Source organism: Pediococcus damnosus, from assembly GCF_001611155.1.
Lineage (GTDB): Bacteria > Bacillota > Bacilli > Lactobacillales > Lactobacillaceae > Pediococcus > Pediococcus damnosus.
Genome location: NZ_CP012294.1, coordinates 1,335,825 through 1,353,877, shown reverse-complemented (window position 1 = coordinate 1,353,877; position 18,053 = coordinate 1,335,825). Strand labels below are relative to the sequence as shown.

The window sequence follows — 18,053 nt, the reverse complement described above, 5'->3', positions numbered from 1 at the left end:
TTATTTGGCTTTTATCCTAAAGCATTTTCAATTTGCGTTTACTACGTGCCTACGCACTTTATCCCGTTTTTTATTAATTAATTTTTCTATATGCTAATTAATGACCAAGGGCCCTTGGATCTTATCTTACGAGGAGATTCAAGAATTGGAAAAACAAACTATTCAAGCAGGATTCAACTTTTTATTTCAGGATAACAACGAAAAAATTATCCACGGTGCCGCCAAACGGTTACACATTTCGCGCATGCAAACCGATTATGATGACTTTATTCAAGAAGGTTACTTAGCCTTTGTTCAGGCTTATGCTCGGTACCCAGCCTCTGTTGAGGATCATCCTCAAAAATTCCGTGTTTTTGCTTATCAGGCCGTCTACTGGCGCTTATTAGATTTACTTCGTCAAACGTCCAGACTTGCCGAGAAAATTCAATTTGATCAAGAATCAATAAATGCCCAAATTCAATCAACGAACGATTTGGCTTTTGAATCTGTTTATAATGATCAATTGTTTCAAGAGCTCTACCACTGCTGTACCCATGCTGAACAAAATTTTTTAATTGATTGTTATGTTCTTCATTTAAAGAACGGAGAAATCGCTGATAAACACCACGTTTCGCGACAGTGTGTTTCTAACTTACGCCGAAGTGTTGGCAACAAGGCTCTAGCCTGTATATCAAAAAATAGGCGCTAATCTAAAGGCTGAAAGTACAGAGCTTCACCTAATTACCTGGTACAAAAGAGTTAATAACAAGCAAATTAGTTTAAATGCCGTCTTCCAGCAACGCCTAGTTATGGAATAGTTCTATTTAATTTGCACCGTATGGCAGCCATCTCGACTGATTAGAACCCAAAAAAGTTCGAAACTAAGATAAGATCCCTTATCCTAGTTTCGAACTTTTTTTATTGATTCAATTCTCTAAAAAATTTTAATTAATCCACAATTTTTAGTGTGATCTTTCCACCTGCACGACTGACGATTTCATCAAGTGTTTTGAATGATACGTTAGCACGACCACTTTCCATGCGGGCAATTTGCGATTGGCGTTTGCCAGCCCTTTCAGCTAATTGCGTTTGTGTAAATCCCTTACGCAGGCGAAACTCCACTAACTCTTTAGCAACCTGTATTTTAATTGCTTCTTCTTTTGTCATCTCTTGCTTGATCATCTTGATTCCTCCACTTTGGTTTTAACCATTTATTTATTTTTTAAAAGCATTTAAAACTGACAACGGTGTTTCAAAAATATACTCGGCATCCTGAAAATCGGCTCCCGGAATTGCACCCCATTTTGCATTCCCAAAATCGATTCCGGCTGCATGTGCTGCTTGCATATCATACTGCGCATCTCCAACGTACAAAAACTGATCTTTAGGTACTCCAGGAAATTTGCGCATACCAGCCAAGATTGGTTCAGGATTAGGTTTATGCTCTTTAGTATCCTCTGAAACGATAATTTTGTCACCCTGTTTTGCAAAATTATACTGAGCAACCTGTGTTTGCCATCCATAATGAGTTTTGGAAGTCACAATCCCGATCTGGATATTTCTCTTTTTCAACTCCGCAAAAAGTGGCTCTACTTCGGGAAACTCACGAACTAGATCCTGATGTTTCAAAAATTCTTTTCCATAATCCTTAACCGTTTGTTCTGGATCAGGAGAGCCCAATTTTTGAAAAATTTCAACTGCTGATAATCCCATTAACTTGCGCGTTTCTTTTTCTGTCACCGGAATTGATAGCCGCTTAAAAATGACCTTTACAGTTGCCCAAACAGCTGCATCCGTTTTGAGAAGCGTGTTGTCAACATCAAATAAAATAACTTGATACATGCCTTAAACGCCTCCTCTACTTTTTTAATGAAACAATGCATTATAGCATAAGAAATTGCTTCCCCTCAACGCTACTTTTAAAATTTTATTTTAACAATTTGAATTTTCATCTATCGATCTTATAAATAGACGCTTTTGTCCATTTTTCACAAAAAAAGTAAGCCAAATATTTTTGACTTACCTTAAATCATTTAATTATTTTAGACATTAACTAAGAGATGAAAGTACGAGCTTTACCTAATTACCTGATACAAAAGAATTAGCAACAATTAAATTAGCTTAGATTCCGTTTTCCAGCAATTCGGAGGCGTTTTGGCCTCAGGGGTGAAATTTATCTTAGCGATTTTTGCTTAGATAAAGGTCGAGTTTGAAGACAAGTGACTTGCTTGGCTTCAAATCGTGCCCACCCCGTTCCAGGCCAAGGGAGCTGGAGAACGACAAGTAACTTAATTCTGTTGGGCTAAACTGCTTAATAGCAGTAACTGAAGTTATCTTTGTACTTTCAACCTTTAAACATTAATCTTTTGCGTTTTTCAAACTAAGTTTTCGACTCCGTGCGACAAAGTAATAAATTCCACCAATCACAATTGGATACAGCATTACAATAACGCTTTGGAGAACCATGCCATTACCAACCCCGTTGATGGCATAATTAAACGCGCTCATCGCATGGGTAACTGGTAACAATTCGGAAATTGCGTGATAAACAGTGGTGAGCATTGACGTTGGTAGCAGAACTCCGGCTAATTGAACCAACATCAGCACTAGCGAGAATAAGATTCCCGGGGCCCCGAACAAGAGATCAATAACGACACACAGTGCTGTGAAACTGATGGCAGTTACCGCTGCAGCAATCACTAACCCAACTGGATGAATGACAGAAATGTTATCAATTCCGATAAATGCCAGAACTCCTACAACTTGTAACAAGGTCAGTACGAGTAACATATTATTGGAAAGACCAAAGCCACTGTTACGACGACCTTTGCGTCGAGCATATTGACCTAATTGATTCAAGATAGCAGCAATGAAGAGAACCATCGCAATAACTAAAGGTGCAAACATGTTTTTAACAGAACCAACCGACTCTAAAGCTTCATTTTGACTAACTGGATTGACAAAATGATTGACATTTTCGGGCTCTGCATTGACATTTTGAACCTGATTAGCACCATCTGCTAACTTCGTGTTTAATAACCCAATCCCTGAATTAGCAGTTTGGAGACCGTCCTGAACTTGATCAGAACCGGCTGCCAACTGATCAGCACCAGATTTACCTTGTTTAGCACCTGATTCTAATTGTCCAGCCCCACTTGTAAGTTGAGGGCTTGCACTTGTAAGCTTTGTTCCGCCAGCAACTAATTGGTTTGCCCCATTAGATAACCGGTTCACACCACTAATCAATGTTGGAACTTGCCCATTAAGGGTTTGAAGACCAGAGCTTAATTGTTGAGAACCATTGTTCAGTTGTGCTGAGTTGGTATTCAGAGTTGTCAGACCAGTCGTTAATTGACCAGATCCGGATTTCATTTGACCAACACCACTTACTAAACTTGGTATCTGACTATTTAGACTTGAAAGACCTGTAGATACCTGCCCCGAACCATTTGTTAACTGTGTAACTCCAGACGTGAGACTTGGAACCTGGCCGTTCAATGTGCCTAATCCATTTTGAATTTGAGAAGCACCACTCGTTAAACTATTGTTATTGGTCGCTAGTTTTGAAGCACCGTCACTAGCCGAACTAACCCCAGCCGTATATTGTGATACGCCAGTTGTATATCCGGTAACACCTGCAATCAATGAATTTTTACCGTTCACTTGATCATTCAACTGAGAGATTCCAGCAACAAGTGTTTTGAAATCATTCAAATTGGTATTTAATGTTGGTAACTGTTTGTTGAGTGCGTCCAAAGTTTGAACCGTATTATCACTCATCAAAGGTGAAGATAATAATTCATTTGCCTGGTTAACAACACTGCTTAAACTTGAAATGGCCTCCGTTGTATTGCTATCAACATTAATCTTATTCAATGTCGTTGCCAAACCATTAATTTTATCTTTAGCCCCACTCAAACTTTGCAAACTTGTGCCAGTCGCTGAAACTTCTTTTGCAGAAGCAGCTGCATTAGTGGCACTAGCTTTGGCTTGACCTTTAGCTTCCGTTAATTTGGCCTGATCGGCAGCACTTAACTTAGATGTGTCGATACCGTCTAATAATGTCGCAACCTTTTGACTATCTGTTGCAGAAGTTTGCGCTTTCGTTGCAGCATCTGTCAAAGCACTAGTTGCGCTGTCTAAGCTTGCAAACGAACTGTTAATATCTGCTAAACTACCCTTGGCATTATTTAGTTCAGATAACACACTTCCCAAACCTGAAAGCTGTTTTAAAACAGGCTCTAGGGTCTGCAGCTTCGTTTGTAATTCTTGAGCACTCTTGATCGTTGCAGGGGCATCTTTCAAACTATTCATTGCCGTCGTATCTGCTGATAACATTTGTTGCATATCAGCAATTTTTTGATTAGCTTCCCCAGCGGCAGTGTTTAATTGTGAAACACCTTGAGAAAGATCATTTGCACTTGATAACAATTTTGTAGACCCAGAATTCAATGTATTAGAATTGCCATTCAGTGTACTCAACCCTCTATTTAATGTTGAAACGCCAGTTGTATATGAATTGATTCCTGTCGCTAAATCATTTGAACCGCCACTTAATTGCCCCACACCAGTAGCTAACTCCCCCGTCTTATTCGACAAAGTTTTCAATCCATTTGTAACTTGCGTTGACCCGTTAAATAATTGTGTCACTCCTAATGGTAAGGCCGATGTAGCATTCGATAATTGGGCTAAACCGGTACTGAGTTGACTCGCACCAGTTTGACTTTGGCCAACACCATTTGTGTAGCTGTGCACTCCTGTATTCAATGTTTTACTACCAGTAGCTAATTGTTGAACACCGGAAGCTAAAGGTGCTGTTTGTGATTTCATCTGATTCATACCACTGGCCAACGTTTTATTTCCAGATGCCAAAGTATCCACACCAGCCACATAAGTATTAATGCCATCATTCAATCGTTTTGTACCATCTTCAAACGTAATCATACTTGTAGCTAATGTATGTAAATTACGGTCAACCTTGCCATTACCATCCTTAAGCTGAACAACGCCATTCTTTAGTTTTTTAACGCCATTTGAACCGCTCTTAATTCCGGTACCCAGTTGATTAATGGATGAAAGCAAGGTCTTGTCATAAGACTTTTGAATACTGGATACAACTTCCGTTTTTACCTGTGAAGCAACTTGTTCATTAATAAGCCCGGAAACATAACTATTATGTTTTGATAAATCAATCTTTAAATTACTGGCCTTAGGAGTTTTATCTAACGCCGTTGTAATATTTTCAGAGAAATTTTTAGGAATGGTAATTGTCATCAGATAATGACCATTCTTCAATTCTTTCTTAGCTTTTTTTTCGGAAACGAAGTGCCATTTAACCTGCGTGTTATGACTCAAGTTTTGAATCACCTGTTTACCAGCATCAACCTTTGTATCTTGAAATTTGGCCGATTTGTCTTTATTTACCACCGCCACATTCGTATTGGTAGTATGTTCTTCTTGCGAATTATTGATATATCTAAAAATTACACCCGTTAATAAGATTGGAATTAATAGTGCCAAGATCAAAAAACTCCATCGTTTGGTTCGCGGATTCCAGTTCTTAAAAATCATGTCTTTACCATCTCCTGTTTTATTTCACGTACTTAACTTACTCAACAAAATAAAACTTTAATATTTGTTTAAGCCTAGGTCAAAAACCGAGATATTTTTTAAAATAAATAACTGAAGTCAAAAAAATAGCCCAGGGCCTAATTAGATAAGGCCTTGAACTAGTTTTATTATCAACTTTATTTTTCGGGGTAATATTCCTCTAAAGCCTTGGTACTCATAGGATTAACGGCTTTTTAATTTAGAAAGTGACAAAGTGATGAATTTGAAACATAACATTTGACAAAGAGATTTGCTCTCGTTTAGAACATCGTCATATATTTTTTGAAAATAGCCACCATTTCTGGCCTATCTAACATCATCTCTGGATGCCACTGAACACCAAGAAGTGGCCGACTATCATCAATGGGTGCCACAGCCTCAACCACACCGTCTTCTGCAACCGCCAAGGAAATTAATGACTTTGCCAAATCATGAATCAACTGATGGTGTAAAGAATTTACGAGCACATGTTCACCCAAAACACGCTTCAATTTGGGTTTGACCGCAATTTGATGTGTGGCAATATTTCCTAAGCTTTCGGGTGCTTGATCGTGCTGAACTTCAACGGACCGTGACATTAACGATTGATCTTGATATAGGGTTCCACCTAACGCAACATTGATCAGCTGCATTCCGCGACAAATTCCTAAAATTGGCTTACGTTGAGCCCAAGCCAACTTAAACAAAGCCAATTCAAATTCATCACGCTCTAAAGAGGTCTTTTTTAGTAGCGGACTTGGATCTTGTTCATACAGGGCGGGTGTCACATCTTGGCCACCAGGTAAAAATAAGCCATCAATGTTTTCAAAATAATCTGTTGCCAATTCTGCCGATTGAATCGGAATAATGACTGGTAACCCACCCGCTTTTACAATTGCGTCAACGTTTCCCTGAAACGTATAAGTTGCATGATTATGATAAAAAATAGTGGAATCGCCGGTAAACACATTGCCAACAATGCCAATTCTAGGTTTCATTTTTTTACTCCTCCCGTTCGCAATTCTTTTTTTAGCTTGTACACCAGACTCTTTTTTTGCTAGACCACAGGACAACTTCACAAGTCAGGCAAAAAAATATAAACAAGGTTCGCAGCGGGATGCGATCCCGCTTCCACCTTGCTTATATTTTTTCACCTACCGACTTGTTTCGTTCACTTTTCTAAATAAGCCGTCTTATAATTCCACTGTGTGCCTGCCGTATTGTGGATAACACCCTTTAATTTTGGATTTATCAAGAACGAGTAATTTGTTTGATACAATGGGGCAATTGCCGCATCCTTAACAACCAATTGGTCGGCCTTAATCATATCATTCCAACGTTTACTCTTATTGTTGGCATCTTGATTCTGGGCCTTTTTGATCAATTGATCATACTCACTATTGCTCCACTTACCATAATTGTAACCACTATTCGATTGCAGTACCTGCAAATGAGAGATTGGATCCGTGAAATCCGCTCCCCATCCAGAAACATAAATATCAAAGTCACCCTTTGCTGCTCGTGAATAAGCAACCTTATCAGGAATATTTACCAAATTAACCTTCATTCCTGGTAATTCTTTTTGCAATTGAACTTGGAAATATTCAGAAATATTCTTATCATCATTGTCATTAGTTGACATCAACGTCACACTAAGGTTCTTTTCACCAATTTCCTTCATACCCTGTTTCCAAAGTTTCTTAGCCTCTGTACTATCATAGCTAACAGTTCCTTTCAAATAGGCTTCATCAGCAAAGTCCTTGCCTGTCTTTGGATCTTTAGCTAAATCAGTTGGTACAAAGCCCCTTGGCGTCGTCGAAGCATCCCCAATAACTTTATTAATTAATTGCTTACGATCAATTGATAATGAAATTGCCTGACGAATATGTTTATTGTTCATGGCCTTGCGTACCTTAGAATTTGAAGCCTTGAAATTAAATGCCAAGAATCGTGTAATACTGTATGGCACTGTCTGGTAATCAGGATTATTCTTGAAGTTTTTGATTTGTTCGCTTGAAAGCTGGGCCATATCTAACTTTTTGGATTGATACAAGCTCAAAATTGTCGACGGATTCTCATTAACTGAGTAATTAATCTTGCTCAACTTAACTTTCTTCTTATCCCAATACTGGTCGTTTTTCACAAATGACCAATGATCATTAGTACCCTTCCAACCTGTCATCTTGAAAGGACCTGTATAAACCATGTATTCGGAAGTTGTGGCGTATTTACTGCCATATTTGTCAATTACTTTTTTGCTAACTGGTGAGAATAATGGGTAAGTCATCAACACCTTAAAATAAGCAATTGGTTCATCCAAGTGAACCACAAATGTATGGCTATCTGATGCTGAAACACCCAATTTCGATGGGCTTAGTTTACCCGCATTAATTTTGTCAGCATTTTTAATGCCAGTAAATAAGTATGCATATTGCGACTTGGTATTTGGATTCAGTGTTCGTTGCCAAGAATAAACAAAATCTTGAGCCGTAATTTTCTGCCCATTACTAAACTTTGCATTCTTCCGAATTTTAAAAGTCCATGTTTTACCATCTTTTGAAACTTTTCCAGATGAAGCTAATCCAGCAATTGGCGTTCCATTCTTTCCTAAACGGTACAAACTTTCAAAAACATTTCCTGTTTGTCCATAACCGGTAGACTTCGCAATATCAATCGTATCAAGCGGTGCATCCGCCGATAAATTAAGTACTTGACTCGATGCTAAAGATCCGTTGCTTGCCTTATCGGAGCTTTGGTTACCACAGCCTGCGAGCACCAACCCTAGTGCAGCAGCAAACGTGGTTAAAATTATCCATCTTTTTTTCATTATAATAAGTCTCCCCTGATTGAATTTTCTATGTGTTGAATTCGGTGACGCGAACTTCATTTAACTTCAAATTTTTATTTAAACACGGACAGCCTGGTGACATTCAGCATCATCCCCTTCTTTTTTAACAGAAAAAAACCGACTAACTGCATATGCAATTAGTCGGCTCAACTTTTTAACCTATTACGAGTATTTCTAGGCAAATGTTGGCGAAAAATAATTACAATTCGCAGATACGCAAATAATCATGTTGTTTTTTGAGCAACATGGCATACAACATTCGATTTGCATTTCTGACTTCATCATAATTATCTTCCTTTCTGTTTGTTCTTTCCAATACCTAGAATATCTAATTACTTATTGTAAGTCAAGTAAAAACTGATTTCTTTGTGATTTTGATTATGCGCCAATTACTAGCTCAAATCTTCTCCATTGCTTGCAATCACTTTTTTATACCAGTAAAAACTCTTCTTGGGTGTCCGTGAATAATCGCCCGTTTGATCATCGTGCCGATTTACGTAAATAAAACCGTAACGTTTCGACATTTGTCCAGTACTTGCCGAAGCCAAATCAATGCATCCCCACGGTGTATAGCCAATTAAATCGACGCCATCATCAATGGCCTCTTTCATTGCAGCTACGTGGCCTCGTAAATAATCAATCCGATAATCGTCCTTAATCGAGCCATCTGCTTCAACTTTATCATAAGCACCCAAACCATTTTCAACAATCATCAATGGAATTTGATAACGTTGATAAACTTGATTCAAGTATATTCGCAGACCCTCTGGATCCATGCTCCAACCCCAATCACTATACTTCAAATAAGGATTTTTGGTTCCAGACAACATGTTGCCACTTACTTTTTCTTGTTTTTCAGGATGAACTGTCACTGCTCCAGATGAATAATAGCTGAAACTATAAAAATCGACGGTCCCTTTCTTCAAAGTTTCCGCATCACTTGGATCCATGTCTAGCTGAATGTCATGTTCGCGCCAATACTTTTTTGCAAATGCCGGGTAAGCGCCGCGGACATGAACATCCCCGCAATAAAAATTATTCATTTCCGTCTGTTGTTGTGCCAATAAAACATCTTTAGGGTCTGGCGTTAATGGATAAACTTCGGAACCGGCAATCATGCAACCCACTTTATTTTTGGGATTAATTTCATGGGCCAATTGCACAGCCTTAGCACTGGCCACTAATTGGTTGTGGACCGCTTGAAAGGCATTTTGAACCATTTCATGGGAACTGGATGCAAAAATTGAATCACCATCTTTGACCGGTACACCAGCTTGAATAAAGCCACCGCTAAACATCAGGGCTGTATTGATTTCGTTAAACGTCAACCAAAGATGGACTTCATCCTTGTACGATTCGAAAAGAACCCGACAATAATTTTCAAAGAAACCAATCACTTTCCGATTTAAAAAGCCACCATATGCTTCTGTTAAATGATAGGGCACTTCGTAATGTGAAATTGTGACTAAGGGTTCAATCCCATATTTGTGGCATTCTTGAAAAACCTTATGATAAAAATCAATCCCCGCGTGGTTGGGTTGCGCGTCATCACCATTTGGAAAAATCCGTGTCCAGTTAATCGATAAACCTTAAAACCCATATCTGCCAGTAATTTAATGTCTTCTTTGTAATGATGATAAAAATCACTAGCTGTGTGGGAAGGATAATAGGCGCCACTCTCCACCTTTGCCGTGAAATGACGTGGCTTTTCTAACGTGCCACCTGTTAAGAGATCTTGAACACTAACCCCTTTGCCATCAACATCCCAGGCTCCTTCAATTTGATTAGCAGCCGTTGCGCCGCCCCATAAAAAGTTTTTTGGAAATTTTGTTGTCATGACTTTTCCTCCTCGTATTCAGTTAACACTTAAGATCAGTTTACCCGTTTTTAGAAAGCGCTGTCAAATTTTGATCACGAACTCTATTTTTCCCTACCTACTCAGGTTATCAAACACACTTATATCGTTAATTTTGACGCTTTTGTGATACGATATGACCATATAGAACTGAAAATAAAGAATACAGGTGATTTATCATGAAACTTGCTTTAATTGGCGCTGGGCCACGTAATTTAATGGCTTTAGAACGACTGCTGGCTTGGAATCAACGGATGTCGGTTAACAACTTGGAAATCCATCTTTTTGATCCAGCTGGCATTGCCGGACGCGTTTGGCAGCCAGCTCAACCGCACGAACTTTTGATGAATTCCCTAGCAGCTAAAATCACACTGTTCACCGATCATACAATTGAAATGGAAGGCCCGACAATTCCAGGGCCGACACTGCTTGAATGGGCACAACGTTCTGGAAGGGCCTTTATTGCTGATCATAATTATAAAAATAAAGAAGCGTTTTTAAGCGAAATTAGTCATCTTTCAACCAATAGCTACGCAAGTCGTGGTTTATATGGCGTTTATCAAGAATGGTATTATCAACAATTACTGGTAGATCTCCCTGAAAACGTGACCGTTTCTTTTCATAAAGAACGCGTCACTGGAATCCAACGTTTAAATGACCATACCTATAAACTAAATTTTGACGATGCTGCCGAAACTTTTGATGGGGTCTCAATGGCATTGGGAGAAGGCCTTGCTGAAGCTACCGACTCTGAAAAAGAATTGGCGGATTTTGCTAGCAGAAACAACTTAATCTATTTGCGTAGTGGTTACGCTGCTGAACAAGATTTCGATAAAATTCCAGCCGCTTCTGCAGTGTTACTCCGCGGATTAGGCTTAAACTTTATGGATGTCATGATCATGCTAACAACTCATCGTGGCGGAACCTTTCAGCGATTGGATGATGATACACTTCGGTATAAACCATCAGGTAAGGAGCCAAAAATCTATGCTGGCTCCGGACGGGGCTTCCCTTATCATGCTCGCGGATTTGATCAAAAAGCGATTGGTGAAACACGACCGCTTTATTTCCTATCGAACCAACTTGTGGACCATATGATCGAAAATCAAGAACAGATGAGTGGCCAGAAGTTTTTGGATTTAATTCATTCAGAGGTCGCATGCACCTACTATACAAAGTTAGTTGCCCAAGCATACACCGGGATTAGCGCGCATGAATTTGAACGAGCTTTTCAAAAAGATCCGCTCTCATCACAGGTTTTGGATGACTATGGTATTGCCCAAGAAGACCGTTTAGATATAGAAAAATTAGAACATCCTGAGGGTGATGCGCAAACTGCTCAAGATCTTCAAAAAGTCATGATTCAATATTTGGAAAAAGATATTGCCGAAGCTAAACGGGGTAATAAAATAAGTCCGTTTTCCAGCGCAATGGAAACTCTTCGTGAATTACGCACCAATATTCGTAAGGTTATTACCTACAAACTCATTTCTGATGATGATTACGCTCGCTACATTTTAGGTGGTTTTAATAGTTTAAATAGTTTTCTGGCAGTAGGGCCGCCAATTTTACGGTTAGAGCAACTCTTGGCATTGATTAAAGCTGGGGTGGTTAAAATCCTTGGGCCAAAATTAACTGTTGAAATGAAGCATCACCATTTTATCGCTTATTCAAAACAATTTTTGGATTACAAAGTGGAAACGGATGGGATTGTTGAGGCAAGACTGGCATCGACAGATATCCGCATGAGCACAAATCCACTAATTCAAGATTTGTTAAAGAGCGGAATGGCAAGACCGTACCAATTACATTTCAAAGATGACAGTACCAAGCAGTTAGGTGCTATGGACGTCACAACTGAAACGGCAGAAATGATCGATAGTGATGGCATTCCGGTACCAAATGTTTACATTTGGGGAATCTCAACGGAAGGTCGCCATTGGTTAACAAATGGTAGTCCAATTCCAAGTGTAAATGATGTGCGCTTAAGAATGGCAGATACGATAGCGAATCAAATGCTAAATTATAGTGAGTGAGACAAAACGGTAAGAGGCTGATCATAAGTGCGACGGATGTGGGATCGTAATCCCACGGGAGTCGTGCTTATGATCAGCCTCTTGTTTTGCCGAGCTGTCCTCAAGCTCAGTGGAAAAAGGCAGGTGAAAAGTGACGGCGGTGGGATCGCAATCCCGCCAGAGGCGCACTTAGATCTTGTGGTTGGCTTTGTGGAGCTGTCCTGAAATAGTGAGTGAGATGAAGCGTTAAGAAAAACCACATAAGAGATCCGGAGGCGGGATCGCATCCCGCTGTGAGGATTGCTTATGTGGTTTTTCTGGCTTTATCGAGCTGTCCTAAGATAGTGAATGAGAAAAAAAGAACCCAAACCAGTCAACCTAACCGATTCAGACTCCTCTGCCTATTACTATAAATTAACCCTCACAGTGCGTGACTTACCATCTGATTCTATAATTTGAATCTTAACCTGATCAGTTCGATTCCTGTAATCATAGGTCAAATCCAGATCGCGAACTTTTTCACCTTTATCAATATCATCATCACGATCAACCGAACTCAACGTTTGACCGGCCTGAGTAACCTTAACTTGACCAAAATTAGCAAACGGCGCTTTTTTCTCAGTCTTTGGTTCCCAAGAAACTTTGACTTCCAGTTGCCCATCATCTAATTCTGCTTCAACTTGATGAACTGTAAACTTATTAAATTTCCAACTACTATCTAATAACGACATTTCGTCATCACTATTTAACGTTCTTGACGAGCTAGATTGGCTTGATGCCGCACTTTCTTTAGACGATCTTGAAACAGAACTACTTGATGAATCGTTAGTTTGATTTTTATTATCAGTATTATTAGAACATCCACCTAGGAAAAGGAATGCGGAAGAAAGAAGCAGCAATAAGGTTGTTTTTTTCATGAGATTCTCCTATATATGTGAGTAAAATTGGCTGGCAAAAGTTAAATACAGCTTTTAAACTTGTCAAATTATTCTAAAAAATAGTGAATATCAGTTTTATTAGTTTTTCAAGATCACAGACTTCCTGCGTTCACTTATTCGAACACACGACCATAATAGTATAAGGCCTGCTGATCACCCGATTCGATTTCAATTTTAGTGACACTACAATTTTGTGGCTCTTTAAAGGCTAATGGATCTGTAGCCTTAACCGCATTTTGGGCAAAACTTCGCACCGTAAAACCGTGTGTGACAATGATTATTTTCTGATTTGGATATTTTTCCTGAATTTCGTCCGTAAAATCTGCAACCCGTTTTTCAACATCGGTAAACTGTTCACCATGGGCTACCTTGTAATACTCTGGATAGACAGCATTGCTACCAGGAATAAAATACTTCTGATATTTTGCCTTAAGGTCGGCATCATATTGACCATCCCAATCGCCATACGAAATTTCAAGCAACCGATCATCAACTTCAACTGGCAAATGGCGGCCCGCGTTCAACAAGTTGGCCGTATCTTTAGCACGCGTTAGTGGGCTCACAATCAACTGATCCGCAAAACTAACATCAAACCGATCATGTAAATTTTGCGCCTGTTTGATGCCATTATCATCCAGTTGTGATGGTGCGCCGTCAATCTGGCCTTGCTTGAATCCCATTATGTTGCCACGTGTTTCGCCATGGCGGACGATATAAAGTTCTGTCATATTAAATCTCCACTCGTCTATAGTTAATAATTTAATACTACAGCTATTATGCGAGAATTGAAAACCCTTTTACATATTACCGCCCCGAACCTCAGCAATGTTATAAACTAGTGCAAAGGCATCTGGTGCGATCGTATGAATTTGGTTCAAAATATGTTGATACTCTGAATTTTCCACCACGATCATTAACATTTGTTTCTTGTCACCACTGTATCCGCCTCTAACATCAAATACCGTGAGCCCTTTTTCCATAATTGTCACTAAACTATGTTGCACCTCATCCAAATTTCCATCGCTCATGATGTAAATAACTTTTTTCCGATCCAAACCAGTTTCGATATAATTCATGATAAACATGGTTAAAATGGATGAAAGCGCCGCGAGGAAGAAGGCTTCAAAGCCAGAAACAAAAATATTAAAGAAACAGATTAGCCCATCCACTGCCAGTAACCCAAAGGATGGTTTTAAATTAAAGTATTTTTTAAAAATCAACGGTGGTACCGTGGTCCCTCCGCTTGAAGCATCGAATCGATAAAGAATCGCCACTCCTAACGCAAAAATTGCGCCACCCACGATCACCGCCAGCAACCGATCATTTACCAGCTTAATTTGCGGTGTTATTGCCAAACAAATTGGCAAGATCAAACTACCAAACGTAATCCGTGCTGTCGTTGCTTTGTCAAGGGTAAAATACGAAAGTACTAACATCGCCACGTTTAAAACTAGGACGACGATGGACATATTGAATCCAAAACTCTCGTGTAATAAAATCGCGATCCCGGTCGTCCCACCTGAAGCTACGTTGTGAGGCGCATAGAACATGTTGATTGCAACGGCAATAATCTCCAGTGCAACCAGAATGATTACCATCTGTAGTAACCAATGAACTTTTAGTTTTCTCATCACATCACCTTACTTTCTTAAAACTCTATTTGTTAATCCTATTATTACAAATTTCCACTCATAAAGCTAATGATGTGTATAATTTTGAGCAAATATTAATAAACAAAAAAATTCCGTTTGCCACTTTACATGACAAACGGAATTTTTTAACGATCTAAAACTAATTCAATAACTTTTTTTCGAGTTCCAATGTTAAGGTGCGTCACATTCTCTGTAAGGATTTTTTCGTACTCAGAAAGTGCATCTTCAGGCAACGGTGTGTTCTTACTTAAAGCGACTAACACATCATCCACCGTCGTACTCAACGTAATGTTCATAAAAATATTCATCTTTTCAATCACATCACGCAACAAATCCGTCAGCAAGCCATTGGGTTTCCCATTTATATCAGTAATGACGAGCTGATGACTATTCACTACTGCATGATCAATCCGGCTAATTCGTATTACATCAAATACCGATATCATTTTGCCAACCCCGTTTCTGCATATCTTAACCTGCATTATAGCCCAAAAATAGGAGGTAAAACAAGACGAAAACCTTCAGAAATTACATCTTAGGTTTTTACGCCTCGGATTGGATTTGAAGTATCCCTACTTTAACTATTTAAATAATTAAAAATCAGAGCTGGTAGCTTTCATTAACTCCACACCACGAAGCGACAGTAAGTATCCGTTGCCCGTTTGATCAAAAGCTAATCCCTCAAATTCACGTGTCGCAGTTTTCTTATTATTGGCATCATAGCTTTGGAAAGTTTCCTCTTTAACATCATTTGGAGAAAGTTTTCCTAACTTGTTAACTGGTACTGATTCAATACTACCATCTGCTACAAAGTACAAACGCTGGTTTGCCGCATTAAACCCAATTGACTGTGAATGCGTGCCAGGAGCATATTTAAGTCCCTGCATAACCAAATTAAACCTCACGGTATTGTTACTATTAATTGTTCCTTTATAAACCTTCACACTATTTGTCGGTGCCCATGATGCAGCATTTTTAACATACGCATACATATTTCCTTGATCATCAAATGTCAAATTCATTGGCATCGTTTGATATTGACCCATTTTAAAATCAATCTCTTTATCTGGCTTAAGGGTTGTTTGGCTCAATTCTTGAAGGTTACTCATTTCATCACTAGTGCCACTCTTGCCGATAAACCAAATTTGATTTGTTTTTTTATCATATGCCATCGCCTGTCCATGTCCGGTAGTGAAGGTTGGGCCAATCTTCATACAAGACAAGGCTGCAGTTTGATCATCTGTGAGATTCTTATTATTTAATTTATTATAGGCTGCGCGTCTCAAAACAGATAGATCATTTGCGCTTTTAGCATAGGTACGTAATTTGGCTAAATCATAACGAATCACGAAACCTTGATCCGATGTTGTGTGTTGTTTCGTATACATCACATACGCATAGTTTCCCACTAACGCCACGCTTTGGGCATTTCCTAAATCACCAGATGCGTTATAAGTACTTGGTAAATACATGTCAGTAGTGAAGTTTGTCGTCCCTGTTCCTGCTGAATGTTTAATAGTATTTGCTTCTGAGTCAAATGCAGAATAATTTGGCGCAACTCCATATGTGCTTGGTGCTGTTACAAAGTGATTGGAATTCTTCACAACAGAATATTTACCACTATCAAAGCTTTGTAAAGCAACCGCTGATTGTGTATAAACTGGAACACCATTGATATTTTTCATAGTGGTAGCTGCCACTTTTTGTAAGGCCGCTCCATATACCCAACCAAAGTTTTTGCCATTGTAAGTTACACGGTAATAATGAGTTTTATAAACCTTCTTAGCTTCACCAGTCACCGTCATAATTTTTCCACGATAGTTTTTACCGTAGTGAGCAAGCTTTCCTGCGCCATAATCGCCACCAGGAACATGATTGTAAAAGTTATTGGTTGCATTGCTCTTTACCTGAAAAGAGTTAGCAGACAATTTACTATAATAAGTTGTTGGATCACCTAAATAACCAGACCAAATCCAACCTGTGCATCCACTGGGGCTTTTAACTTCATAGTAGGTTTTTCCACTAACTTTGGCAGTACGCAATAAAGTGAATTTTGTGAAACTATGTACGTAATATTTTGACTTTAATGTGTACTTTCCCTGTCCAGCAGATTTCAGTGTATAAATCCGCTTGTTGTTTGATTTTGAACGATAGTTTCTAACCACAACTTTAGAACTATGAGTTACTGCTTTGTTTCCAGTTACCTTATGCGTTGCACTCGCAAAAGCCGGAGTTGCCAGTGCTATTGTGGCAGCGGTTACACAAATTGCCCGTGTAATTGCTTGTTTAAATTTAATTATCATATCTTTTCTCCTCCTGAACTATTTTATAACACTATAATTATATCATTAAAGAAAATTTACGAAGCAACAAATTACATTAGTAATTAAAATGACATATTTTTCTCTTATGTTTATTTCTTTACTTACCTGATCCAAGTTGGTAGGATAATCAGTGTAATTTAACTGAGAGGAAAACCAAAATGAAAACAACTTATTTAGATATTTTAAAACAACGACGCTCAATTTATAATTTGGGAAAAAATGTAACTTTACCTAAATCTGACATTGACCAATTAATTGAAAGTGCTATTCGGGAATCACCAACTGCATTTAACAACCAATCAACCCGAGCCGTAATCTTATATGGTGAAAAGCACGATCAACTTTGGGACATCGTTGCAAACCGGCTAAAATCTGAAGTGCCAACTGAAAAAGTTTACGCAGGTACAAAACATAAAATTGATACTTTTAAGGCTGGATTTGGAACTATCTTATACTTCACAGATCAAAATGTTGTCGCTGATTTTGAAAAGCAAGCACCGTTATACGCTACAAACTTTCCGTCATGGGCAGAACAAGCCCTTGGTGGCGCGCAACAGAGTGTGTGGACAGCTTTAGCCGAAAATGAAATTGGTGCAAATTTACAACACTATAATCCCCTCATTGATGGCGAAGCCCGAATCGCTTTTGATATTCCTGCAAATTGGGTTTTACGCGCTGAAATGCCATTTGGATCAATTGAAGCTCCGGCCGCTGCCAAAACGTACATGAAAGATGACGAATGGTTCCGCGAACTTAAATAGAATAACAACCTTTAAGTATCTCTAAACCTGCCATTAATACTGGAAATGTTTGAGATGCTTTTTAATATAATAAATAACTTGGCACTAATCAG

General features: G+C 38.9%; 13 protein-coding genes and 1 pseudogene. 3 read left to right on the top strand and 11 right to left on the bottom strand.

The genetic code is table 11. From position 1 onward, the window contains the following. Positions 1-145 precede the first annotated feature (145 nt). Complete coding sequence (locus ADU73_RS06315; protein ID WP_052694444.1) at positions 146-688, top strand: sigma-70 family RNA polymerase sigma factor; 543 nt, start codon at positions 146-148, stop codon at positions 686-688. A 239-nt stretch (positions 689-927) separates the two neighbouring features. On the opposite strand, the gene ADU73_RS06310 is transcribed toward ADU73_RS06315, so the two are convergent. From ADU73_RS06310 to ADU73_RS06285, 6 genes and pseudogenes are all read right to left on the bottom strand, one after another. Continuing rightward, positions 928-1,161 carry a helix-turn-helix domain-containing protein gene (locus ADU73_RS06310; RefSeq protein ID WP_062913302.1) on the bottom strand — a complete coding sequence of 78 codons (234 nt, stop codon included), beginning with the start codon at positions 1,159-1,161 and terminating at the stop codon, positions 928-930. Between the two features lie 33 nt (positions 1,162-1,194). Further along, on the bottom strand, positions 1,195-1,821 hold the full coding sequence (locus tag ADU73_RS06305; protein WP_046870627.1) for an HAD family hydrolase: 627 nt from the start codon (positions 1,819-1,821) through the stop codon (positions 1,195-1,197). 516 nt (positions 1,822-2,337) lie between these two features. Beyond that, positions 2,338-5,550 (bottom strand): YhgE/Pip family protein, encoded by a 3,213-nt coding sequence (locus tag ADU73_RS06300; RefSeq protein WP_062913301.1) that lies wholly within the window; start codon positions 5,548-5,550, stop codon positions 2,338-2,340. Positions 5,551-5,849: 299 nt separating this feature from the next. Continuing rightward, positions 5,850-6,566 (bottom strand): gamma-glutamyl-gamma-aminobutyrate hydrolase family protein, encoded by a 717-nt coding sequence (locus tag ADU73_RS06295; protein WP_046872281.1) that lies wholly within the window; start codon positions 6,564-6,566, stop codon positions 5,850-5,852. 173 nt (positions 6,567-6,739) lie between these two features. Further along, the gene (locus ADU73_RS06290) at positions 6,740-8,395 is read right to left on the bottom strand and encodes a peptide ABC transporter substrate-binding protein (RefSeq protein ID WP_046872282.1); all 1,656 of its coding nucleotides are present in this window, start codon (positions 8,393-8,395) and stop codon (positions 6,740-6,742) included. A gap of 413 nt (positions 8,396-8,808) precedes the next feature. Next, a pseudogene (locus ADU73_RS06285) lies at positions 8,809-10,253 on the bottom strand (glycoside hydrolase family 1 protein). A 197-nt stretch (positions 10,254-10,450) separates the two neighbouring features. On the opposite strand from ADU73_RS06285, the gene ADU73_RS06280 reads away from it, so the two are divergent. Further along, positions 10,451-12,307 carry an FAD/NAD(P)-binding protein gene (locus tag ADU73_RS06280; RefSeq protein ID WP_046872283.1) on the top strand — a complete coding sequence of 619 codons (1,857 nt, stop codon included), beginning with the start codon at positions 10,451-10,453 and terminating at the stop codon, positions 12,305-12,307. Between the two features lie 386 nt (positions 12,308-12,693). On the opposite strand, the gene ADU73_RS06275 is transcribed toward ADU73_RS06280, so the two are convergent. From ADU73_RS06275 to ADU73_RS06255, 5 genes are all read right to left on the bottom strand, one after another. Beyond that, entirely contained in the window at positions 12,694-13,203 is a 510-nt protein-coding gene (locus ADU73_RS06275) for a hypothetical protein (protein WP_062913300.1), read from the bottom strand. A 134-nt stretch (positions 13,204-13,337) separates the two neighbouring features. Further along, a complete protein-coding gene (locus tag ADU73_RS06270; RefSeq protein ID WP_046872285.1) occupies positions 13,338-13,952 on the bottom strand; it encodes a histidine phosphatase family protein in 615 nt (204 codons plus the stop codon). A 69-nt stretch (positions 13,953-14,021) separates the two neighbouring features. Continuing rightward, a complete protein-coding gene (locus ADU73_RS06265; RefSeq protein WP_046872286.1) occupies positions 14,022-14,855 on the bottom strand; it encodes a YitT family protein in 834 nt (277 codons plus the stop codon). Positions 14,856-15,001: 146 nt separating this feature from the next. Continuing rightward, complete coding sequence (locus ADU73_RS06260; RefSeq protein WP_046872287.1) at positions 15,002-15,322, bottom strand: hypothetical protein; 321 nt, start codon at positions 15,320-15,322, stop codon at positions 15,002-15,004. A 147-nt stretch (positions 15,323-15,469) separates the two neighbouring features. Next, the gene (locus ADU73_RS06255; protein WP_062913299.1) at positions 15,470-17,179 is read right to left on the bottom strand and encodes an SH3-like domain-containing protein; all 1,710 of its coding nucleotides are present in this window, start codon (positions 17,177-17,179) and stop codon (positions 15,470-15,472) included. Between the two features lie 179 nt (positions 17,180-17,358). Here ADU73_RS06255 and ADU73_RS06250 point away from each other — a divergent pair, with 179 nt between their 5' ends. Beyond that, a complete protein-coding gene (locus tag ADU73_RS06250; RefSeq protein ID WP_062913298.1) occupies positions 17,359-17,961 on the top strand; it encodes a nitroreductase family protein in 603 nt (200 codons plus the stop codon). Positions 17,962-18,053 lie beyond the last annotated feature (92 nt).